Source organism: Siminovitchia thermophila, from assembly GCF_016909185.1.
Taxonomy (GTDB): domain Bacteria; phylum Bacillota; class Bacilli; order Bacillales; family Bacillaceae_C; genus Siminovitchia; species Siminovitchia thermophila.
Genome location: NZ_JAFBFH010000015.1, coordinates 18,447 through 39,631, shown reverse-complemented (window position 1 = coordinate 39,631; position 21,185 = coordinate 18,447). Strand labels below are relative to the sequence as shown.

20 protein-coding genes and 1 tRNA gene are annotated in these 21,185 nt (G+C 43.2%); 8 read left to right on the top strand and 13 right to left on the bottom strand.

Annotated features, from left to right (window positions below; translation table 11 throughout):
• Positions 1–10 precede the first annotated feature (10 nt).
• Positions 11–205 carry a hypothetical protein gene (locus JOC94_RS11785; RefSeq protein WP_077113825.1) on the bottom strand — a complete coding sequence of 65 codons (195 nt, stop codon included), beginning with the start codon at positions 203–205 and terminating at the stop codon, positions 11–13.
• A gap of 666 nt (positions 206–871) precedes the next feature.
• On the opposite strand from JOC94_RS11785, the gene JOC94_RS11780 reads away from it, so the two are divergent.
• Positions 872–1,864, top strand: coding sequence for a zinc-binding dehydrogenase (locus JOC94_RS11780; RefSeq protein WP_077113936.1), 993 nt, complete (start codon positions 872–874; stop codon positions 1,862–1,864).
• A 238-nt stretch (positions 1,865–2,102) separates the two neighbouring features.
• Here the strand turns inward: JOC94_RS11780 and aspA are convergent, their stop codons facing one another.
• From aspA to JOC94_RS11760, 4 genes are all read right to left on the bottom strand, one after another.
• Positions 2,103–3,530, bottom strand: a complete 1,428-nt coding sequence (gene aspA, locus JOC94_RS11775; protein ID WP_077113828.1) for an aspartate ammonia-lyase — start codon at positions 3,528–3,530, stop codon at positions 2,103–2,105.
• Between the two features lie 351 nt (positions 3,531–3,881).
• Positions 3,882–5,222: an MATE family efflux transporter gene (locus tag JOC94_RS11770; protein ID WP_077113829.1), complete on the bottom strand. Its 1,341-nt coding sequence runs from the start codon at positions 5,220–5,222 to the stop codon at positions 3,882–3,884.
• 29 nt (positions 5,223–5,251) lie between these two features.
• A complete protein-coding gene (locus JOC94_RS11765) occupies positions 5,252–6,076 on the bottom strand; it encodes a carbon-nitrogen hydrolase family protein (protein ID WP_077113830.1) in 825 nt (274 codons plus the stop codon).
• 14 nt (positions 6,077–6,090) lie between these two features.
• Entirely contained in the window at positions 6,091–7,356 is a 1,266-nt protein-coding gene (locus tag JOC94_RS11760; protein ID WP_205179409.1) for a sigma-54 interaction domain-containing protein, read from the bottom strand.
• A 218-nt stretch (positions 7,357–7,574) separates the two neighbouring features.
• On the opposite strand from JOC94_RS11760, the gene JOC94_RS11755 reads away from it, so the two are divergent.
• The 4 genes from JOC94_RS11755 (at position 7,575) to speB (ending at position 11,024) form a co-directional block, all read left to right on the top strand.
• The gene (locus JOC94_RS11755; protein WP_083717719.1) at positions 7,575–8,375 is read left to right on the top strand and encodes a carbon-nitrogen hydrolase family protein; all 801 of its coding nucleotides are present in this window, start codon (positions 7,575–7,577) and stop codon (positions 8,373–8,375) included.
• Positions 8,376–8,391: 16 nt separating this feature from the next.
• Positions 8,392–8,544, top strand: coding sequence for a hypothetical protein (locus JOC94_RS11750; RefSeq protein ID WP_171974031.1), 153 nt, complete (start codon positions 8,392–8,394; stop codon positions 8,542–8,544).
• Positions 8,545–8,575: 31 nt separating this feature from the next.
• A complete protein-coding gene (locus JOC94_RS11745; RefSeq protein WP_077113832.1) occupies positions 8,576–9,973 on the top strand; it encodes a purine-cytosine permease family protein in 1,398 nt (465 codons plus the stop codon).
• Positions 9,974–10,067: 94 nt separating this feature from the next.
• Positions 10,068–11,024 carry an agmatinase gene (gene speB, locus JOC94_RS11740; protein WP_077113833.1) on the top strand — a complete coding sequence of 319 codons (957 nt, stop codon included), beginning with the start codon at positions 10,068–10,070 and terminating at the stop codon, positions 11,022–11,024.
• 139 nt (positions 11,025–11,163) lie between these two features.
• Here the strand turns inward: speB and JOC94_RS11735 are convergent, their stop codons facing one another.
• Positions 11,164–11,745 carry a superoxide dismutase family protein gene (locus JOC94_RS11735; protein WP_139345726.1) on the bottom strand — a complete coding sequence of 194 codons (582 nt, stop codon included), beginning with the start codon at positions 11,743–11,745 and terminating at the stop codon, positions 11,164–11,166.
• A gap of 184 nt (positions 11,746–11,929) precedes the next feature.
• Between JOC94_RS11735 and JOC94_RS11730 the strand changes: the two genes are divergently transcribed.
• Both JOC94_RS11730 and lipA read left to right on the top strand, forming a co-directional pair.
• Positions 11,930–12,775 (top strand): lipoate--protein ligase family protein, encoded by an 846-nt coding sequence (locus tag JOC94_RS11730; protein WP_077113834.1) that lies wholly within the window; start codon positions 11,930–11,932, stop codon positions 12,773–12,775.
• The gene (lipA, locus tag JOC94_RS11725; RefSeq protein WP_077113835.1) at positions 12,762–13,706 is read left to right on the top strand and encodes a lipoyl synthase; all 945 of its coding nucleotides are present in this window, start codon (positions 12,762–12,764) and stop codon (positions 13,704–13,706) included. The genes JOC94_RS11730 and lipA overlap by 14 nt, the downstream gene beginning before the upstream one ends.
• Positions 13,707–13,758: 52 nt before the next feature.
• Here lipA and JOC94_RS11720 read toward each other — a convergent pair whose 3' ends face one another.
• From JOC94_RS11720 to JOC94_RS11710, 3 genes are all read right to left on the bottom strand, one after another.
• Positions 13,759–14,316: a GNAT family N-acetyltransferase gene (locus JOC94_RS11720; RefSeq protein WP_408021919.1), complete on the bottom strand. Its 558-nt coding sequence runs from the start codon at positions 14,314–14,316 to the stop codon at positions 13,759–13,761.
• 316 nt (positions 14,317–14,632) lie between these two features.
• Complete coding sequence (locus tag JOC94_RS11715; RefSeq protein WP_077113837.1) at positions 14,633–15,853, bottom strand: MFS transporter; 1,221 nt, start codon at positions 15,851–15,853, stop codon at positions 14,633–14,635.
• Positions 15,854–15,966: 113 nt separating this feature from the next.
• Positions 15,967–16,560 (bottom strand): TetR/AcrR family transcriptional regulator, encoded by a 594-nt coding sequence (locus tag JOC94_RS11710; RefSeq protein WP_077113838.1) that lies wholly within the window; start codon positions 16,558–16,560, stop codon positions 15,967–15,969.
• Positions 16,561–16,916: 356 nt separating this feature from the next.
• On the opposite strand from JOC94_RS11710, the gene JOC94_RS11705 reads away from it, so the two are divergent.
• Positions 16,917–16,990, top strand: a tRNA-Pro gene (locus JOC94_RS11705).
• Positions 16,991–17,461: 471 nt separating this feature from the next.
• Here the strand turns inward: JOC94_RS11705 and JOC94_RS11700 are convergent.
• From JOC94_RS11700 to JOC94_RS11685, 4 genes are all read right to left on the bottom strand, one after another.
• Positions 17,462–18,469 (bottom strand): AraC family transcriptional regulator, encoded by a 1,008-nt coding sequence (locus JOC94_RS11700; RefSeq protein WP_077113839.1) that lies wholly within the window; start codon positions 18,467–18,469, stop codon positions 17,462–17,464.
• Between the two features lie 212 nt (positions 18,470–18,681).
• Positions 18,682–19,149 carry a flavin reductase family protein gene (locus tag JOC94_RS11695; RefSeq protein ID WP_253191944.1) on the bottom strand — a complete coding sequence of 156 codons (468 nt, stop codon included), beginning with the start codon at positions 19,147–19,149 and terminating at the stop codon, positions 18,682–18,684.
• Complete coding sequence (locus tag JOC94_RS11690; RefSeq protein WP_077113841.1) at positions 19,142–19,444, bottom strand: hypothetical protein; 303 nt, start codon at positions 19,442–19,444, stop codon at positions 19,142–19,144. The genes JOC94_RS11695 and JOC94_RS11690 overlap by 8 nt, the downstream gene beginning before the upstream one ends.
• A gap of 212 nt (positions 19,445–19,656) precedes the next feature.
• Positions 19,657–21,126, bottom strand: a complete 1,470-nt coding sequence (locus JOC94_RS11685; protein ID WP_077113842.1) for an aldehyde dehydrogenase family protein — start codon at positions 21,124–21,126, stop codon at positions 19,657–19,659.
• Between the last annotated feature and the right edge of the window lie 59 nt (positions 21,127–21,185).

Below are 21,185 nucleotides of genomic sequence, written 5' to 3'. Positions count from 1 at the left end.
CCCCCTCTGTTTACCAGAATATTCCAATCAATACAATCGCGCCCAATATAAAGCCGCCAACCTGGGAAATGACTTGTGGTGTAAGAACTGGTTTTGGTGTAAAATATTTAATATCCTCTATATCTTTTTCCAATTTTTCTATCTTCGCGTTCAATGCTTTTATTTCGTTAATCAGTTGCACATTTGTATTCTCTTGATCCGCCATAGTAATATCGGCCTCCCTTCTTCTCAATATAACATACGGTTGAACAAGACAGTTTGTTTCATTTTTTACTAGGAAGATGAACGCTTTATGCTTCTTTTTTCATTGCCATAATAGTTTGCTTTGAAACAGTGACCGTAAATAGAATGTGAGATGGTCCGGGATGCCAATGATATTTAAACCGTTTGTTTTCCGCTCTTCAAGTCATTTTTGAAGTTGATTCTAAAAGGTATTAAATAAAAGCATTCATCTTTGTTATACACGGCATCGGAATGGGTATTTTTTCATGAGCCATTTTTGATGCTAATTGATTTTCCAGCCCAATACATGCTCCACTTTCTGTACATGATTTGAAATGGAATGTGTAAACATTACACGTATTTTGACGGTCCTCCCCCTCCCCTGCGTTTTACCCTCGGCTGTTCTCCCTTTCGTAAAACCCGTCAAAATAAAGAAATCTGATTTAGCGCTAAGCCATTGGGCAAGAGTTGCACTTGGTCGTAACATTTACATATTCACTTTTTCAACAAATGATTATCTTTCTAAACATGATCAAAAACGCGATAGGCTTTTGGCATCATTAAATAGTACTAGAAACATACGCAAATGTTCCGTATGATAGAATAGAAGATAAATCGAAAGAATTATTTTACAAACGGAGGGATGATGTTGAAAGCGATTGTTCATGAAGGAAAATCGGGAATGAATGGCCTTTTGCTCCGTGATATGGAAGAAGTGCAACCGGGCGCCGGCGAAGTGAAAGTTAAATTAAAAACAGCAGGGATGAATCACCGCGACCTGTTTGTGCTTCAGCGCCACAAACCGACTGATCCGCCACTTATCATCGGGTCTGATGGGGCTGGCATTATAGACGCAGTTGGTGAAGGCGTTACCAATGTCGAAGCGGGAGAAGAGGTCATCATCAATCCGGGGTTGGGTTGGAAAAAGACGAGTGATGCGCCGCCCCAGGGTTTTGAAATTGTGGGACTTCCATTCCATGGAACTTTTGCCGAATACATAGTGATTCCGGCGGAAAACGCCGTACCGAAGCCAGAATTCTTAATTTGGGAAGAGGCTGGTGTGCTGTCATTGGCTGCTCTTACCGCTTATCGCGCCCTTTTTACGAGAGGAAAAGTTACACCGGAAACAACGATACTCCTTCCAGGAGTAGGGAGCGGCGTTATTACTTTTATTTTACAATTTGCCAAAGCCGTGGGCGCCACCGTGTATGTCACATCACGGTCCGAAGAAAAACGCAGACAGGCCATCGATCTTGGAGCCGACAAAGCCATTGACAGCAATGACGATTGGAACGAAGCATTGGAAGGGGAAAAGGTGGACCTAGTCATTGAATCTGTCGGAGCTGCTACATTCAACAAATCAATCGCCCAACTTCGTCCCGGTGGTACAATTGTCACATTTGGCGCATCGGCGGGCGATGAGATAAAATTGGATCTCCGAAACTTCTTCTACGGCCAATTCAATTTGCTCGGATCCACGATGGGAAGCGCAGAGGAATTTCAAGAAATGCTCAACTTCATCGAAAAGCATCGCATTAAACCAGTCATTGACCAAATCTTTCCATTAAGCAAATATGAAGAAGCCTTTCAGCGTTTGGCAGATGCCGAACAATTCGGCAAGATTGGCTTTTTGATAGATTAAGAAAGCGCCAAACTTTGTGCGCTCCCTCTCTTACCTTTTTACAAATGTTGCGGTATCACCATTTTCGACTTTACCTTGTAAGGAATATATCCTTTTTGGACCTTCCTTCCTTTGAAAAAAGCCGACACCAGGCAATATTTATTGTAAAACTTTACAGTGGGCAGTGTGAGTGCCAAAGCATGATCATACCAAAAGAAAACAACCCGAACCGATATCCAAGGCGGTCCGGGTTGTTTCATTATTTCCTTAATAAAGACGCTCCTGCTATGCCCGGGTTCGTCATTTCGTGCGCATCAAGTATTTGATCTAATTCGCTTTCTGTCAAAACACCCAACTCAAGGCAAAGCTCCCTGACGGATCGGCCCGATTGTAACGCTTCTTTGGCAATGGCCGCCGCCGCTTCATACCCGATATGCGGATTGACAGCAGTAATGATACCGATACTCGATTCAACATAGTTTTTCATTCTCTCTTCATTTGCTTCAATGCCGGAGACACATAATTCTGTAAACACTTTGAATCCATTCGTCATGACAGTGATGGATTCAAGCAAGTTGTACACAAGGACCGGTCCCATTACGTTTAATTCAAATTGCCCTGCTTCCGACGCAAGGCCCACCGTTTGGTCATTTCCGATTACTTGGAAGGCAATTTGGTTGATGAGTTCGGCCATAACGGGGTTTACTTTCCCAGGCATGATGGACGATCCGGGCTGTCGTGCCGGCAAACGGATTTCTGCAAGGCCGGTAAGCGGTCCGGACGTCATCATTCGTAGGTCGTTCGCGATTTTGGACATATTAATCATGCATATTTTTAATGCGGCAGATACTTCTGTATAAGCATCCGTATTTTGGGTCGCATCCACCAAATCGTCGGCGGCAACGAGCGGCAACCCGGAAATGTCGCGCAAATGACTGACAGCCAATTCAATATAGCGCGGATCAGCATTTAAACCGGTTCCAACAGCGGTTGCGCCCAAATTGACTACAAACAGGTTCTCACGTGTATTCTTGATTCTTTTTATGTCTCTTTCGATGACACGGCTGTATGCGCCAAATTCCTGGCCAAGGCGAATGGGAACCGCATCCTGTAAATGTGTTCTTCCCATTTTGATCATGTGGTCGAACTCTTTTTGCTTGTTGACAAAAACGTCCCGCATCTCCTCCATTGTGCACAATAATTCGTCCAATACACGCAACACGGCAACATGTATGGCGGTCGGAACCGAGTCATTCGTTGATTGGGACATATTAACATGTGAATTGGGGCTGATGACGGAGTATTCCCCCCGCTTTTTCCCCAATATTTCAAGTGCGCGGTTGGCGATCACTTCATTGGCGTTCATGTTCATCGACGTGCCAGCACCGCCTTGAATCGGATCAACAATAAATTGGTCATGGAGCTTTCCGTCAATAATTTCTTCGGCGGCTTGCACAATCGCTTCTCCCAATGAAAAAGCAAGCAACTCTACTTCCATATTCGCAAGTGCGGAAGCCTTTTTGACAATGGCGAGTGCCCTGATTAATTCTGGATGCAGCTTGTTTCCAGTGATTGGAAAGTTCTCCACCGCTCTCATCGTTTGAATTCCGTAATAAGCAGCGGCGGGGACTTCTTTTGAGCCGAGAAAATCCGACTCAATTCTCACCTCTGTTACCGTAGTTCCCATTTTTACTGTCCTCCAAATTACATATTCCAATATAAAACGCTACCCGGATCACAATTTGATCCGGGCTAAAAAATGATTTGATAGTCCTATCTTACAACGTAAATATCTTTTTGGAAATAGAAACTGCCAGAAATAAATAAAAATAATATAAATTGAGCTAGCTTGACGAAAGTTCAATCAGAAGACTGCAGTGTCACGTCCGAGCGTTTTCTTATCCCTATTTCGGGTTTAGCGGAAGTTCAGCAAGAAGACCGCCCACTTACCCGAACTTCCTACCCCATTTTACTATGGGCTTTTAGATAATATGAGCCAAATATTTTTTCCATTTCGTTCTAAAAAATTTTGACGATATTATGTTTTTGTTTTAAAAAGTTCCCGTTCCCGCCATTTTCCGTACTTATAGTAGCCGAATGCCAGCATACTGCTGATGACAAAACTCGTGCCTATGCCATAGCCGATCCCTTTTTCCGCAAAAAATTGGGCGAATAAAAATGTGAGTGGATAACGCAGCAACCAAAAAGAAATGATGTTCAGGACGAGTACTTGAAACATCGCGCCCGAAGCCCGGACAACGCCGTTCCAGACAAAATTAAATCCAAGAAAAGGGTAGAAAAAAGCGACGATTTTCACATACTCGGTGCCAAATGCAACCGCTCCCGCATCCTGAATGAACATCCTGATTCCCCAGCGGGCAAAAATAAATATGAGCAAGGCCGCCACGAGCATCGCACCCAAGTTCAAAAATGTGGCGTAAATGGTTATTTTCCTAACCCGATCCCACTTGTTCACCGCAATATTTTGGCCGGCCATGCTATTGACAGCAGTACCGAGCGCGTGTGCGGGAAGCATGATGATGCTGTCAAGCCGTTGGGCAGCACCAAATCCGGCCACAACATCCCCGCCGAATCGGGTGACAACACTCATAATGGCAGCCATGCCGGCAGAGATGACGGTCATCTGCAGTCCAGCAGGAATGCCCTGCCGCAAAATGAGCAAAGCTTCTTCTTTTTCCGGAAGCGCCGGCCTGGAAAACGGAATCATTTTTCGAGAAATACTTATGAACAAACCATAGGAAAAAGCGGAGCCCTGCGCAATGATTGTAGCCAACGCCGCCCCTTCAATCCCCCACTGAAAAACATATATGAACAAAGGATCAAGAATCGTATTGAGAATAACCGCCATCATGACAAATCGAAGTGGCGTCTTACTGTTTCCCAGCGCCCGAAAAACTGTGCCAATAAAATTATAGCCGAACAAAAAAAGAATCCCGAGAAAGTTAATTCGCAAATAGCTTGCCGCCTGTTCCAGCATTGCATCCGGAGTTCCTAAAAACAGTAGAATGTTTTTCGCAAACACGAACCCCACCATACCGAGAAGCAAGGATAACCCGCCAAGAATGACAACAAAGGCATTTACAAACATGCGAAGCCTTTGCTCATCATCTTTCCCTTTTAATTGGGAAAGTATCGTTAACGTTGCATGATTGACACCAATGATAAAGGACAGTACCGTAAAAATAACCGTGCTAGAAAGCGCCACCGCACCGAGCGCATCCGCCCCCAACAAATTTCCCACCCATAAACTATCAATAAATTGATAGGAAACTTGAAGCAGATTCGTCAATAAAATCGGAAGCGAGAAAACGAGCAGCTGCTTTCCAATCGGCCCGGTTGTAAAATCATGTTGCCTCACGAAGGATTTCATTCCTTCCCAAACGATATTTATATTTGTTCTTTGATAACTCCGTTTACCAAACCTTCTGAACGATATAAGTCTACCCTGCGATTATTAATATAATCAAGCAGCCCCTTCGCCGTGTTTGTTTGGGCAAAGTCAATGTCCACCGTGGAAATCAATTCGTTATTATATGACTGGTAAATGGTTTTTCCCGTTGGATGGATTACCTCGCTCTCTCCAAAAAAGATATGGTCGTTTTCCAATCCAACCTTATTCGCCAACGCAACAAATACATGGTTTTCCATGGCTCGCGCCCGCAAAAAGACGCTTTGGTATGTCTGATACGGCACCATATTTGCAGCCAGCACCAAAATAAGGCGCGCTCCTTTTTGGGCAAAAATGCGGGATGTTTCGGGAAACTCCATATCATAGGTAATCATGACAGCTATTCTGCCGAAGGGCGTGTCAAACACCGGACAAGAATCACCAGGAGAAAACCATTGTTTCTCGAAATCAAAAAGATGGGTTTTTCTATACTTGCCAATGATATCTCCATTTTTATCAATGACGATGGCAGTATTATATATATGGTCGTCTTCCTTTTCTGGAAGACCGACGATCATTCCCGTTGAATGTTGACTGGCTATTTCTCGCATATAATTTACACTCTCGCCTTCAATCGGCTCTGCCAGGTCCGTTACATTTTCATTTAAAGTATAACCTGTCAAGTACAGTTCGGGAAATAGCACATAGTCCGCTTCTTGTTTCCCGGCTGCTTCAGCAACAGTTTGGGCAATTCTGTAAAGATTTGTTTTCTTGTCATATAAATGACTTCTTAATTGCGCAAGCGCTAAGCGCATGACTGCCATCACGCGGCCCCCTTCTATTTATGAATATTGTACATTTTAATTTTTTTGGCGACCGTGGATTGGTCCACCCCCAAAGCTTCGGCCGCCTTATAAGTCGTTTTATATTTTTTATAAGCCCTTGAAATCAGATCTCTTTCCAACAACTGCTTTGCTTCTTTAAGCGGGATCAACTCTTTTACTTCTATACTCCGCTCAGAGGGGACGGAATGGCTTTCACCAGGAAGCCATTCATCGGAATTGGTAACGACAATTCTTTCTACTACATTTTCAAGCTCCCTGATATTCCCCGGCCACTGATAATATTGCAATCTGGATATCATTTCCGCAGACAAAGAGACATTCAGCCCATACTTTTGGTTGCATTTTTTCACAAAGTGGTTTACAAGCGATGGAATTTCTTCCTTTCTCTCTCGCAAAGGCGGGATGGCGAGCGGAACAACATTCAGACGATAATACAAATCTTCACGAAATAGTTTCTGGTCAACCATCGCTTTAATATCTTTGTTCGTTGCCGCTATGATACGCAGATCCACTGTTTGGCTTTTTGTGCTTCCTACTTTTCGAATTTTATTTTCTTGAATGACATCCAACAGCTTCACTTGGACATTCATCGGCAGTTCGGCAATTTCATCAAGAAAAACCGTACCTGTATCCGATTCTTCAAACAACCCTTTTTTTCCTCCCCGTTTGCTTCCAGTAAAAGCCCCGTCCTCATAGCCGAACAATTCGGACTCGATGAGAGATTCGGGAATTGTGCCGCAATTGATGGCCATAAACGGCTTATCTGAACGGTTGCTGATCTGATGTATCATATGGGCGAGCTTTGACTTCCCAACCCCGGATTCTCCTAGTAGCAGGATCGTAGAGTTTACACCAGCGACCTGATAAATAATATCAATGATGCGCTGCATTTTTTTGGAGCCATACAAAAGCTCATCATCCTCAATTGTTTTGTGTTCTTCGTATATTTTTGTTTGCAGCGTGTTCAGACCATCAATGCCCATCATGATCATAATCCACAAGTTATTTTCTTGGAGGTATTCAAACAGCAACATAAAATGTTGGCCATTCGTTGCCGGAAGAAGCTCTAGCTTATTTCCCCCAAATGAAGGAGTCTTCATAAAAACCTGCTCCCAATTGATATCCTTTAGATAATACCCTTTCTTAAATAAATCAGGAAAATATGTTGCTATCAAACTTTTTTCCCCATACGCCTCTTTTATTTGAGTAGATTGGTCAAAAACAATGATTGCATATTGCCTCTCCACCTCTCGTAACATGTCCCTTATCGCCTCCTCATCATGAAAAAAATCATTATAATGAAAATAATCATTAAAACTAATGAATAAAGCGCTTTCTATAGGAAGAAGGATATTCCAATAAAAAAATGATGAAAATATTCATCAATATGTTATTATTATATGACAACTTTCTTGAAATACAAGACTTTTTCTCATTGGCACACTATTTGCAATAGTAATAGCCAGGAGGGATAAACTTGAAAAGTATCAAAGTATCATTAGCCCAATTAACCCCAAAGCTGGGGGATAAAAGCCATAACCTGCAACTTTTAGAGAAAGCGATTGCACAAGCCGCGGAACAAAAATCAAACATGATTGTTTTTCCGGAATTATTTTTGACCGGCTATGCGATTGGTCATCAAGTTCCATATTTGGCCGAAACAAAAAACGGCCCAAGCTTAACCAAAGTGAAAGAGTTGTGCAAAACATTCTCTATTTATACTGTAGTCGGTTTTGCAGAGATTGATAACGGTTTTTACTATATCTCCTCCGCCTTGATTGACGATCAAGGCGAATTACGAGGAGTCTATAGAAAAACCCATTTATTTGACCGGGAAAAAGAGTTTTTCACACCCGGCACCGACATTCATGTATTTCCTACATCACTTGGAAAAATTGGTATCATGATTTGTTTTGACGTGGAGTTTCCGGAACTGGCGAGAACATTAAAAATCAAAGGGGCGGAGTTGATCGCTATCACGAACGCGAACATGGAACCGTATGAAAGACACCATCACATTTATGCCAAAAGCCGCGCGATGGAAAATGAAATACCCGTCGTGATTTGCAACCGCCTCGGTGAAGAAGGATCATTAAAGTTTTGCGGGGACAGCATGGTCATTGACACTCAGGGAATCGCCTTGCTAAGCATGGAAAAGGAAGAAGGAGTAAAAACAGCGGATTTGCCGCTACTAACAACTCTTGATCCAAAACTGGGTTATATTTCCAAACGGAGACAAGATCTTTATCTAGCATCATCTAAAGAACAATTCGTATAACAGGGAGATGAGAATAATGGATAGAGAAACGAATCATGAACTGGAAGAGATCTTGGCACAAGGAGTCGAGGTGGACGACGTAACGCAAAAAGATCATATGCTGGTCATCGCAATTGGTTTTATCCCGTTTATTGCATCCTTAATATGGTATGGAGCTTACATTTCCTGAAAGTGAATCTGGATGAAGGAGGGAATTTTTGATGAAGAAGACTGGAACAAGCATTTTGCCCATTCCTATAAAAGATCGGAATGCCGGGGGCTTTTCCCTTTTTTGGCTTTGGTGCGGTGGAAACGTTTTACTCGTTACATTCATGGTCGGCAGCGACTATGCTCCGGCAATCGGTTTGATACCCACCATATTTCTGACTATTTTTGCAAACTTGGCAGCCTATACATGCATAGCGTGGTCGTCGCAAAGGTCTGCCAAATATGGCATTGATGAAATCATCGCCTTGAGGCCAACTTACGGCATCCGAGGCTCGATTTTCGGTGTCATGATTCTCGTCGGAATTAATTTTGGCTGGGTCGGCATTTTAACCGCCTTGGCCGGAAAATCCGCCAAACACGTCATGATCACCTATGCCGGTGGATTCACGTTTGCGGGAGATTACATTATTTATTCACTGATTGGCCTATCCATTCCGATCGTATTTTTATTAATTAACCCGAAGTATGGTTTCACGCTAGCAAAAATCACATTTCCATTTTTTATTGCCTTAACCATTTATATTCTATATAAATTAATTCAGCCTGAAAATTGGAGCGCAATGGCAAGTGTAAAACCTACCTTCGAAGTGGGCGGAGCTTATGTCTTTGAACTATGTGTCGCCTTCGCTGTAGCATGGCTTCCTTATCTAGGCGCCTGGAACAAATTTGCCAAATCCCAGCGCCATGCCTACTGGACATCTTATTTAGGGCTGACTGCCATGGGGATCCTTTTTGGATTGGTTGGAGGAATGGCTACGCTATTAACCGGGGAATATGAACCTCCCGCTTGGGCAGGAAAAATCGATGTAGGCTTACCGGCTTATTTAATTATCGTATTTGGAAACATTACGACGATTGCCCTTCTGACATATGGAGGTGTCATGGCTGTTTTATCTATTTTTCCAAAATTGAGATATCAGTTGGTCACACTGGCTCTTGCCTTACCGTCAACCTTGTTTATTTTTTCAACCAGCCTTCAAGATATGTTTAACTATATCTTACTTTTCGTCGGACTTTTGGCCGGTCCTTATTGGGCGGTATCAATTGCAGACTTCTACTTTTTGAGGAAAGAAAAGATAGATGTAAGAGAATGCTATAATCCCAAAGGAATTTATAAATATTTTCACGGGTTTAACCCAGTTGCGATTGGTGCCCAACTGATTGGCATGATTGTTTGGGTGTATCTCGGAGGCTGGATGAGCGGAATGAAAACCTTTTCTTATGCAAGCGGCGAAGGATTGTTCCATCTCTTGTCCGCTACATTTCCAGCTATGGTCGTTGCAGGCTTTGTATATGTAATTGCTGGCAAAGTTGTTTTTTCAAAATACCGGCAAGGAGGCTACACTTTTTCAAAACAAAAGGACAAACAGACAGATCGCGCCGCCGGTTGAAACAAACGCTTGTAAAAGCTGTTGGCATAATGAGGGCAATTCGCCATCCGGCTTTTTCAAATAAAATGCTCTATACACTTAGGAGGAAGATAAAATGGCAAACGATACTTGGAGTACCGTATTACATGCAGGATTGGCAACTTTTATGAAAAGACCATATATGGAGCCGAACCGCCAACTCATCAAAGAAGCGGGAGTAAAGGCGGGCATTCTCGGAATTCCTTTTGACGGGACGACCATTGTCCGGACAGGTTCCACAATGGGACCGAGACGTTTTCGTGATTGTTCATCCCTGTATATTCCTTACCATCTGGATTATGATGTGGATGTCGTCGAAAAGTACAATGTACACGACTTTGGAGATATCAACGTTGTCATCGGCAATGCCTTTGAAACACTTGAAAGCGGAAAACGTGATATTCTGGAACTTCTTCACGGAGGAGCCATGCCCGTCGTCATCGGCGGTGAACACCTTGTGACAGTGGCTGCCACTCGTGCATTAGAAGAATTTAACCCGAATGCAAATTATGGATTTATCTTGTTTGATGCCCATTTGGATACAGCCCCTGACGTTGGCGGCGACAAATGGAATCACTGCTGTCCAGTCCCAAGATCAATGGAATTAAGCTGTTTCAACCCGAAAAATGCTGTTATCATCGGTCCACACGGTTCCATGAACCCGAAAGAAGAACTAGAATATGTCCGGGAAAATGACATTAGTCTCTTTACAATGAGAGATATTTATAAAAACGGAATAGAAGCTGTCGTCAAACAAGCAATTGAAATTGCTTCTGATGGAACAGACGGCGTATATATTACTTTCGATATGGACTCTTTGGAAGCTTCTCAGACTCCTGGAACATGCGCTCCAACACCTGGCGGAATTACAGTCAGGGAAATGATCCAAGCAATTGATTTGCTCGGAGAAGTCAACTTGGTAGGGTTTGATGTAGTTGAAATCGCTCCTCCTTATGATCATAGTGATATTACGGCCATTACCGCTTCCAGAATGGTTGTCGATATGCTGGCTTCCAGAGCCCGGTATTTGTAAAAAAGCCTTATGACACTCCAAAGGTTAGACACAGCTTAACATTAAAAAAGGTTGTCACAGAAGCCCGTTTTCACTGACTTTCTGGACAACCTTATTTTAAAAATGGCATCAGCAATTCATACGTTTTCAAAAGGTGGAATTACGATTCATTCCCCGCTTTCACAATCTCTCCACATACGATCCGGTCTCCCGCATTTCCAGCCGGGTCGGTTTTGTAGTCATCGGCTTTTTCATGAATGACAAGGGCGCTGCCGTCAGCATCCAAAAGGGAATTCGGCTTCCCGGTTTCTAACGTCACATCGGCTGTTTGTAACACAACATCAATCTTGCCGCTTTGCGGAACTTCAATATTGGGCAAATCCCCGGCATGATACCCTTTCGGATTGTGAAATCCATGCTGCTTGCCGAAAGGATTAAAATGGGCGCCGGCCGATTTAAAATCGGGCGGTGTGCATTTTCCCGTTTCGTGAATGTGGATGGCTTTTGTTCCAGGCTCGAGCCCTTCCGCCATGACGCGGATTACCACGCCTTTATCCGTTTCAACAAGCTCCGCTTCGCCTGTTTTCTCCCCTTCCCGGTTGATCAATGAAATATTGATCGGGGATTTACTGCTCGTCGGCACTGCCTCGTCTTTTTTATCAATTGTCTGATTATCGTCTCCACTACATCCAACCAAGGCCAAAGCCGATGTCAGCCATAACAGTAACAAAGTATTTTTCATCGCGATGGATACCTCCATATGTAAACAAGTTTTTAGCATCATTAACTTAAATATCATCATTTATACTTTTTGACCGTTTTTCTCCAGTTCGTGAAGCTTTACTTATAAACTGTCTTTCGTTAAGATAAAGGCAATATTTGAGACTTTTCGCTTCGTAAGCGTTTCACCTTTAGGAGTTGATGAAATGTATGATACTTGGGGATTGTTAAGCTCCGGCTTTAACGATGCTGCGGTAAATATGGCGATGGATGAAGCATTGTTGAATTGGCATAGCGAAGGAAAAATCCCTCCCATTCTGCGTTTTTATGGCTGGTCAAAACCTACGCTTTCCGTCGGCCACTTTCAAAGAATAGAACGGACAATCGACCTGGATGGAGTTAAGCGCAATGGCTGCGAGTTTGTCAGAAGACAAACAGGCGGCAGCGCCGTCTTGCATGATGATGAGCTGACCTACAGCGTCGTAGTCTCCGAAAAGAAGGACTATATCCCGCCTTCCATTCGGGAAGCATATTACGAGCTATCTAAAGGGATTATGGCGGGTTTCAACAACCTGGGCATCAACGCCGAATATTCCATTCCGAAAGAACGTTTTCGCGACCGTACGGCAGTATGTTTTGAAAGGCCGTCCGACTACGAAATGCTTGTGAATGGAAAAAAAATTTCCGGACACGCACAAACGAGGAAAAAAGGGGTGCTTCTCCAACACGGATCCATCCCGTTTACTATGAACAAACAATTATTGTTTGACCTTTTTCAATTTCCTGATGAGGATACCCGGTCCGCCAAACGTGAAGCTTTTTCAACCAAAGCCATTACGATTCATGAAGCATCCGGAAAAAGTATTACGTATGAAGAGGCTCAAGAAGCATTTCGCAAAGGTTTTGAAGAAAAGCTCGGTCTGACACTCGTACCTTTCGAATTGACAGATGAACAATGGGAAGAAGTACGTGAACTTGCTGATGCGAAATATCGCTCTGACGATTGGAATTTACATTTTAGAAAGAAGGTGCTGGCCAGTGGCAAAAAATGAGGAATACATAAGGAAACCGGATTGGCTTAAAATTAAAATCAATACAAACGAATCCTATACCGGACTGAAAAAATTGATGCGTGAAAAAAGCCTGAATACAGTTTGTGAAGAAGCGCGCTGTCCAAACATTCATGAATGCTGGAGCGAAAGAAAAACCGCCACATTCATGATTTTGGGTGACACTTGTACGAGAGGATGCCGTTTTTGTGCTGTTAAAACAGGCTTACCGACAGAGCTTGACTGGGGAGAGCCGGCACGCGTCGCGGAATCGGTCAAAATTATGGGACTTCAGCATGTTGTCGTTACTGCGGTGGCGCGTGACGATTTAAAAGACGGGGGTGCCGCCGTTTTTGCGGAAACGGTGCGAAGAATCCGCGAAGCAAACCCGGGATGCACGATTGAGATCCTTCCTTCAGACATGAAAGGCGATTACGAAAGTTTAACAACACTGATGTCAAGTGCCCCGGATATTTTTAACCATAATATTGAAACGGTACGGCGCTTGACTCGACGTGTCCGCGCCCGCGCAATGTATGACCGCTCACTTCAATTATTAAAACGCGTAAAAGAAATTGCACCGGACACGCCAACGAAATCCAGCATGATGGTCGGGCTCGGTGAAACAAAAGAAGAAATTCTTGAAACGATGGACGATCTGCTCGCCCATGATGTGGATATTATGACAATCGGACAGTATTTGCAGCCGACCAAGAAACATTTGAAAGTGGAACGTTATTACCATCCCGATGAGTTTGAAGAACTCAAGGAAATCGCTTTGTCAAAAGGATTTAGCCATTGCGAATCCGGTCCGCTCGTCCGCTCTTCATACCATGCTGATGAGCAAGTAAACGCGGCTTCCGCCCAAAGACGCATTAAATATATGAAGGGTTATGAAGAACAAGAGAAAACAGAAGTGAACTTTACCTTTTAATCAAACAATTGATCAAGATCCATTCAACCTAAAAAGGCACGCCTCATTGGAGTCAGGCGGTGCCTTCTTCTTTTTTTGCAAGCCAGTCTTTCTTTAACATCCCATAAACGATATGGTCGACAAACTTTTCATACAGCCACTCAGCCTCGCGGATGCATCCCTCTTTTTGAAAACCGAGCCTTTCCGGAATTGCCCTGCTTTTTTTGTTTCCATCAGCCACCCTGATTTCTACGCGATTCAGCTTCAGTTGGGTAAAAGCCAGATCCGTCAGCTCACTGACAACCCTTGTCATGATCCCTTTCCCTGTATACTCTTTGCCAAGCCAGTATCCGATGGTGGCATGTTTGTTTTGCCAATCAAACTCATTAAAACCGGCTACCCCGACCACTTCGTCTTTATACACGATTACCGTATTCATGCTTTTATGTTCTTCATAGTTTTTAAGACTTTCTTTGATAAAATTTTCCGTATCCCGCACACTATACGTGTCATCCACCCAGGGGACCCATTTCCTCAAATGCATCCTCGAATCCTTCGTCAGCTGAAATACCCTTTGTGTGTCATTCAAATCTACCAACTTTAAATAAATGTCTTTATCTACGATATGCACAAACAACTCTGTCACATCCTGACATCATATTGTCACTAAAATATCATATTATTAAATAAAATGAAATAAATCTAGAGAAGTGATCATTTTGAAACAATATCTTGTGTCAATTGAAGCAAGCCCGTCTTCCGTTTTTAAAGGAATATGTTGCTTCATTGTATGATGTAAGATAAAGAAAAAGCACTCAAACCCTTGAAATGTAAGGATTGAGTGCTTTTTAAGCTGATAAGGGTGACAGGGTTTGAGCCTGCGGTTTTGTCCCCAATGAAGATGTACCATGAGGCTTTTAGCCGCAACTGCCTTTTCTGCACCGTCACTATATCACATTGACATCTTTTCTTACCTCTGATGAGAAAGGAAGCTTGAGGCTGATAAACGATGCGAGGAGAAACAGAACTCCGGCTGTAAAGTACACAGCAAAGATAGATGTCGATACCATAAATACCCCCGCGCTTCCCGAACCAATCAGCAGTAACGCGATAAATATCGGGGTCATCAATCCATTCAGCCTGCCAACGAATTTCTCGTCCACCTGGCGGATCATCACCGCCATCAAAGCCGTCTCGGCCAATGCCAGAAGGAAGCCAGTCAAAAACCGCATCGTTCCGGTAAGTACAGGCCAGACAGAAAGCACCTCCACGAAGGTAGACACCCCAAGGAAGGCCAGCCCGATAAACATCAGTGTTGAGCCCTTCAGCTTTCCTGTAACCACAGCGGCAGTAATTCCTCCCACCAGCATGCCAAAGCCATCCAGCGCCGTGAACCACTGCACATCAGTCATATTCAAATCCAGCCGTTCAGTAATGACAAATATATCCAAAGGCTGAACCAAACCTGCTCCCAGAGCCAGAATGACATAGACACACATCATGATTTTCAACATCTGATGACTTCTTACATACTTCATACCATCACTCAAATCTTTCATGAAAGAGCCTGACGAATCATTGTCTGATGCGGTCACATCTACCGAAGAAGGAATCAATGCGATGAATAAAGCCGAACCGCCAAATATCACAAGCAAGCTGATGAGCGAAGCTTCAAGCCCGACCATTTGAAAAATAGCCGTGCCCATAATCGGCCCCACAATCACAAATAGCGACATCATGGTCTGGGACAATGCCGTAGCAGCAGGAACATGCTCATCCGGCAAACATCGTTTAATGATTTTCATCGAAGACGGCTGTGAAAACTGGGAAACGATCGCTGAAACGAGCGTTACCATAAAGACAGCCTGCCAATAACCCGCCAGAACGACAAACAAGATGAGCAATATGGAAAGAAAACTTAATATATCCCCCCACAACATCGTCCGTCTGGGACGCCAACGATCGGCCAGCACGCCGCCAACAATCGAAAACAGAAAAATCGGCGCATATTCAATGATCGTCAACAAAGAAACAGCTACCGGATTTCCACCACTTTTTTCCATTACAAAAAACAACAAAGCCATATTTCGAATCCAAATCCCGATGTTTTGCATTAGGTCAGATAGCATAAGAAAAACAAAAGCACGGTTGGAAAATAAATGCTTCATAAGATCCCCTCTTTTCTTTCTAGAATGAAAACCGACCGGTCGGTTTAATATATGTCAAAACAAACGGTATTCCTTACGCTTTAAGAAAGGCACCGTTTGGACTGTCAACAAGCTTAATCCTTATGGTTGTGAAGAACACCTTGCAGGAAGTACTTTACAGCCTTTTTGTATAATACACGAAGCTCATCGGTCGAACGTTCATAAAACGAGGTGACAAGACCATCCAGCAGTGAAGCAAAGACAATCGCTATGTCATCCAGCTCCTCTTCAGGCACTAGCCCTTCTTTCACTCCCTCGGCAAAAATGTCCCGGTAGAGCTTCCGCGGCTCACGTATGATTGCTAAAATTTTTTCCAGCAGCTCTTCGTTCTCCGGATTGCTAATGTAAAACTCTTCGCCCACTTTAATAAGCGGGTTCTGAAAATCATCCACCATATGATCGGCGATACCGTAGACCTTCTCCTCGAAGCTGGGAAAATCAACCGATTTCTCAACCCAGGCGTTTATCCATTCCTGATTTTGTCGGATAAGAAGTTGAACAAACAAATCCTCCTTACTCTTGAAATGGTAGTATATGCTTCCCTTGCTTACCCCGATATACTGGACCAAATCCTCCATAGAGGTAGCCGCATATCCTTGCTGGATAAACAGCTCTTTTGCTTTGTCGAGGATGAGATCGCGTTTTTTTCTCCCTTTATCTGTAGCCATGATCATCCTCCTCAGTACATTCAAAAACAGCCACTCAAAAAAACCGACCGTACGGTTTAATATTAAACGATGGATGTTGTTTTGTAAAGTAAATATAGAGCGAAACATATCCCGCCTTTGGATTCCCGGCTTTATGTTCAAAAGCATTGTGGCATCGCTACTTTTTGAATGTGAATTTTAAGGAATAGATCCTTCCTCTCTGCCGACCTTGGGTGCGATGGCACATCATTGTTTCAAATGTATTTCAGAATCCATGAGCCGCCCACCCGCCTCCTAAAAATCTCAGCGGAAAAGAAATGTCCCATTATCATTGTTTTTTATGTCTATTTTTCGTATAATGAAAATGTCGCTTTTCCCGGGATGTAGCTCAGCTTGGTAGAGCACTAGCATGGGGTGCTAGGAGTCGCAGGTTCAAATCCTGTCATCCCGATTCATCAAAACGCTTGCCCTTCAAGGGGTTGAGCGTTTTTTCATTTGTGCAGAAAAAAGAATACCGGGGTTTATTTTTAGGAATATTGACGGAGATTTTGAGGATTTTTTTTCATAGATTCTTCTTTTTCAAAAAAATAGTTCCTTACTCGTCCTCAATCTCTTATCAAATCTGTTTTTGCTACTTCAAATCTCTGGTTTTTCATTGTTTTAAATATCATATGATGCAAGGGAGGTGTCCGAAAAATAATATTTCAGCTTGTAAATTTAAAAAACAAACCCAAGAATGCTGTAAAATCAACATTCTTGGGTTGTAAGTTTTAACTCCTTTAATTTAGACAGCCCCGCGCCTCTCTATTAGACTTTCAACTCCTTCATATAGAGTGCGACTAATACATAATGTATCGGCTTTATTTGAATCCACGCACTCCTCATTTGAGTTGCAGTCATGCAATTACTTTGGAAAATATATTTAGTTCTTTTCGGCCTTCATAATTGTTTCCCTTGGACTTTGGCCGTACATCGCCTTGTACATTTGAGAAAATCGTCCGACATTGTAAAATCCCCAGCGCATGGCGATATCCGTTACAGTTTCACCCATATAAAAAGCATTTTCAAGCTGTTCGTGAGCACGGTGCATGCGAATATTTCGAACATACCCCATTGGGCTAGTCCCGGCATGTTGCTTAAAGCCGTTTTGCAAGGAGCGCGCACTTACTCCCGCATACGTGGTCAGTTCTGCCAATCCCGGCAGTTCGTGTACATTTTCTTCTATATAATCTTTTACTTTTTGAACAAGCATTTTGCTGGGACTTTCGTTTTGATGGTGAATTCCGTAAATTTTTTCAGTATATGAGCTTTTGGCAGCCAACAGAAAGTTTGTCATGACGAGTGATTCAATATGACGCCGCGCGACAGGCGACAATATTAATGTGCTTTGTTCCTCCCATTCTGCCTGGAGAAGGATGCAGGCTCGGAGCAAACTCCTTCCCGCAGTATTTTGCAGGTCAAAGGTCAGATCAAAATCTATCGGTCCATCGACTCTTTCATTGATAAGTGCGGATAAATGATTTTCCAGTTTCCCCCTCAGGAATTTCAAGGCATATTGCTTTGCATCTTTTGTCCATAACACACTGGCCTTTTCGTCTGGAAGCAATACTGCCCCACTTTTCATACCTTCGGTATACGCTGTTTTGCCATTTCGTCTCACGCAACTATTACCTGCCAATGTAATGTTCACATGGTAGCACGGTGGCAGCGGCGGTAAAACAATTTTTGCGTCCACTCCGTATGTCAAGTATCCAAAAGTAAATTTTGTCCCTTCTACGGCATTCAACTTCGCGTCTACTTTTGTACCATGCACCGGAACCAGTGAATGTTCGCAATATACTTCTGAAACCAAAGATTGCGAGAAATCTACATCATTTGATTGAAGCAGGTTGAAATTACTTAACGGTTCGTTTCCATGTAATAATTGCATGCCAATCCTCCTCAATGAAAGAATGTAATAAAGGGGATTCGGGAAGTTTTATTCTAAAAATTCAGGAAATTGAAAATTAGCTACTCAGAAAGGGCTTTCATCATTTTTTAATGATGTTTATTATATTATTTCTTAACATGAAATCCAACTATTTTTTTCCTATTGGAACTTATTGGCAGGTTCGGTGCATCTCCGTTGGACGCAATGACGTATTATTCAGGAACAACGCTTACATTTCTTTGGTAATAAAGCATCGGTTTATGATCGGTTTTGTGTAAATCAATCACTTTTCCTATTAAAACGATATGATCCCCGGCTTCGATTTCTTGTACTTTTTTACATTCCAAAACGGCAAACACATCTTTCAAGATGGGAAGCTGATTCGCTGATCGTTCCCATGATGTTTTGGAAAAGCGATCACTCTCTTTGCTGTCGGCAAATATAAAGCATTCTGCTTTTTGATGTTCCGATAAAATATTTACTGCAAATGTATCAGATTTATGGAACGCTTGGAGACTGCTTGATTTTTTATCAATACACCACGAAACTAGCAACGGTTCCAGTGAAACGGAAGCAAATGAATTAACCGTCAATCCTACCGGCTTATCTTGGTCCATCGTTGTTACGATAGAAACGCCCGTTGGATAACTGCACATGATTTCTTTATATGTTTTAATCACAAATGACCACATCCTTTCCTGCGAATTCACCTTCACACCAATATTCATTTAACTTCATGGCTAATCTTCCGCTCCCGAACCTGATTCTAGTTTGTGCCTGATGACGGAAATCCGCCGCCATGAATTCCAAAAAAGCCAATATTGCATGCCGGCGCCTAGTAATTTTCGTCATGCCTTTTGTGTAAAACCAACTTTCAATTGTGTTATAGACACCGCGGTTTATGCCAAAATGTTCTTTGCAATATGTTTGGAAGGAATGATCTGTAAAATGAATGACTTTGCTGTTACAATACATCGAATGACCTCCTTCAAATAGGCACATGATCAAATACAATTAGGCCGGTACAATGATACATCGATCCACAGCCCGTCCGTAAACATGATCAAAATCATGAAGTCCAACTAGGCAGCCAAAAATAAGCTGCCCAACATAGTTATTTTTTTGGCATTGTCTGGCTTGTCCACATTGCTGAAGACTGTAAATCTCAAATGACATGCAGAAAACCCTTAGTTTCCCGCCTGGACGACATGCTTATATTCTTGAAACTCTGCGAGTGCAGTCCTTCCGTTTAAGCGGCCAAACCCACTTTGTTTGAACCCGCCTTCTTCAAATTGATCAAATACAACCGCCCAAGCATTGACCCATACAGTACCCGCCTCTATTTTACCCGGCATGCGCAGTGAACGATCGCGATTCGCTGTCCAAATGGATGCCGATAAGCCATAGTCAGTGGCATTGGCTCTTTCAATCGCTTCTTCTTCGCTTTCAAAAATCTCAAAGCTGGCCACTGGGCCAAATATTTCCTCCTGAATGAGCGGAGAATTCACATCTTGGGTCGCAAGTAAAGTTGGACGATAGTAAGCATCATGTTCAGAAACATCCGATCCCTCTGTTTGCCCCCGGCCTCCCCTGACAATGACTTCCGCGCCGTCGGCAATCATTTCTTCCACTTTTTGGTCGACACGAGCTGCATTGGCCGCATCGATCAGAGGACCCATCTGACTGCTTGGATCGTCTCCGGGACCTACTTGAACGGCTGATAAAACTTCTGCCAGCCGTTTACGGACTTCACCGGCAATGCCGCTTTGAACGAGGATTCTGCTTCCAGTCATACAGAACTGACCAGTAAATGTTGTGATCCCCGCTACAATAGTTGGAATAACTGCATCTAAGTTGGCATCATCAAAAACGATCATCGGTGTTTTTCCACCTAATTCCAACGACATTCGCTTTAATCGTTTGGCACAACCTTCCATTATATTGCGCCCCACTTGTGTACTTCCCGTATAACTGATCACTTCCACTTCTTTCGCCTCAACGAGTTTTTTGGAAGCAACATTGCCTGATTCCGTTAAGATGTTCAGCACTCCTTTAGGGATTGAAGGCGTGTCGGCTATTATCTCCGCAAGCAGGCCGTTCACCAAAGCGGTTTGGGCGGGCATTTTGACCACACAAGTACAACCCGCGGCAAGCGCCGGCGCAAACGAACGAACGGAAAGAATGACAGGCGAATTCCACGGTACGATGATACCGGCAACGCCGATAGGTTCACTGACTAATGTTGAATGGAGGCCGTGCTGAATTTGCGCTGCTTGTCCTGTATCCGTCAACGCCAAGGCGGCATAATAACGAAGCTTTGGCGGTGTCAGGCTAAACTCGAATTCCGCTTCGCCCAAAACCTTGCCATTTTCTTTTGATAAAAGCTGAACAATTTCCTCGCGGCGCTTTTCAAGTTGATCTGCCAGGTCATTTAATGCTTTTGCCCGCATATGACGATTATGACGCCATTCCGAATGGACAAAAGTTTTTTTGGCCGCTTGTATAGCATCATGAACATCTGCTTCACTTGGCTCATAATAATGGCCCAGCACTTCACCATTTACCGGCGAAGTAGCAACATTCATTTGTGCAGATTTTCTCCATTCTCCATTAATCCAATTGGCCCTAACCGGTAAAGTACCCATTTTATTCGTCATCCATATCACTCCCAAGGAATTTTTGGAAGGGCTTGCAATTCTTGTAAGCCCTTTCCCAT

Coding starts and splice junctions, on each gene's coding strand:
- JOC94_RS11785 (WP_077113825.1), bottom strand. CDS start 205: ATGGCGGATCAAGAGAATACAAATGTGCAACTGATTAACGAAATAAAA.
- aspA (WP_077113828.1), bottom strand. CDS start 3,530: ATGGGAACTACGGTAACAGAGGTGAGAATTGAGTCGGATTTTCTCGGC.
- JOC94_RS11765 (WP_077113830.1), bottom strand. CDS start 6,076: ATGGCAGTCATGCGCTTAGCGCTTGCGCAATTAAGAAGTCATTTATAT.
- JOC94_RS11760 (WP_205179409.1), bottom strand. CDS start 7,356: ATGTTACGAGAGGTGGAGAGGCAATATGCAATCATTGTTTTTGACCAA.
- JOC94_RS11750 (WP_171974031.1), top strand. CDS start 8,392: ATGGATAGAGAAACGAATCATGAACTGGAAGAGATCTTGGCACAAGGA.
- JOC94_RS11745 (WP_077113832.1), top strand. CDS start 8,576: ATGAAGAAGACTGGAACAAGCATTTTGCCCATTCCTATAAAAGATCGG.
- speB (WP_077113833.1), top strand. CDS start 10,068: ATGGCAAACGATACTTGGAGTACCGTATTACATGCAGGATTGGCAACT.
- JOC94_RS11735 (WP_139345726.1), bottom strand. CDS start 11,745: ATGAAAAATACTTTGTTACTGTTATGGCTGACATCGGCTTTGGCCTTG.
- JOC94_RS11730 (WP_077113834.1), top strand. CDS start 11,930: ATGTATGATACTTGGGGATTGTTAAGCTCCGGCTTTAACGATGCTGCG.
- JOC94_RS11715 (WP_077113837.1), bottom strand. CDS start 15,853: ATGAAGCATTTATTTTCCAACCGTGCTTTTGTTTTTCTTATGCTATCT.
- JOC94_RS11710 (WP_077113838.1), bottom strand. CDS start 16,560: ATGGCTACAGATAAAGGGAGAAAAAAACGCGATCTCATCCTCGACAAA.
- JOC94_RS11700 (WP_077113839.1), bottom strand. CDS start 18,469: ATGCAATTATTACATGGAAACGAACCGTTAAGTAATTTCAACCTGCTT.
- JOC94_RS11690 (WP_077113841.1), bottom strand. CDS start 19,444: ATGTATTGTAACAGCAAAGTCATTCATTTTACAGATCATTCCTTCCAA.
- JOC94_RS11685 (WP_077113842.1), bottom strand. CDS start 21,126: ATGACGAATAAAATGGGTACTTTACCGGTTAGGGCCAATTGGATTAAT.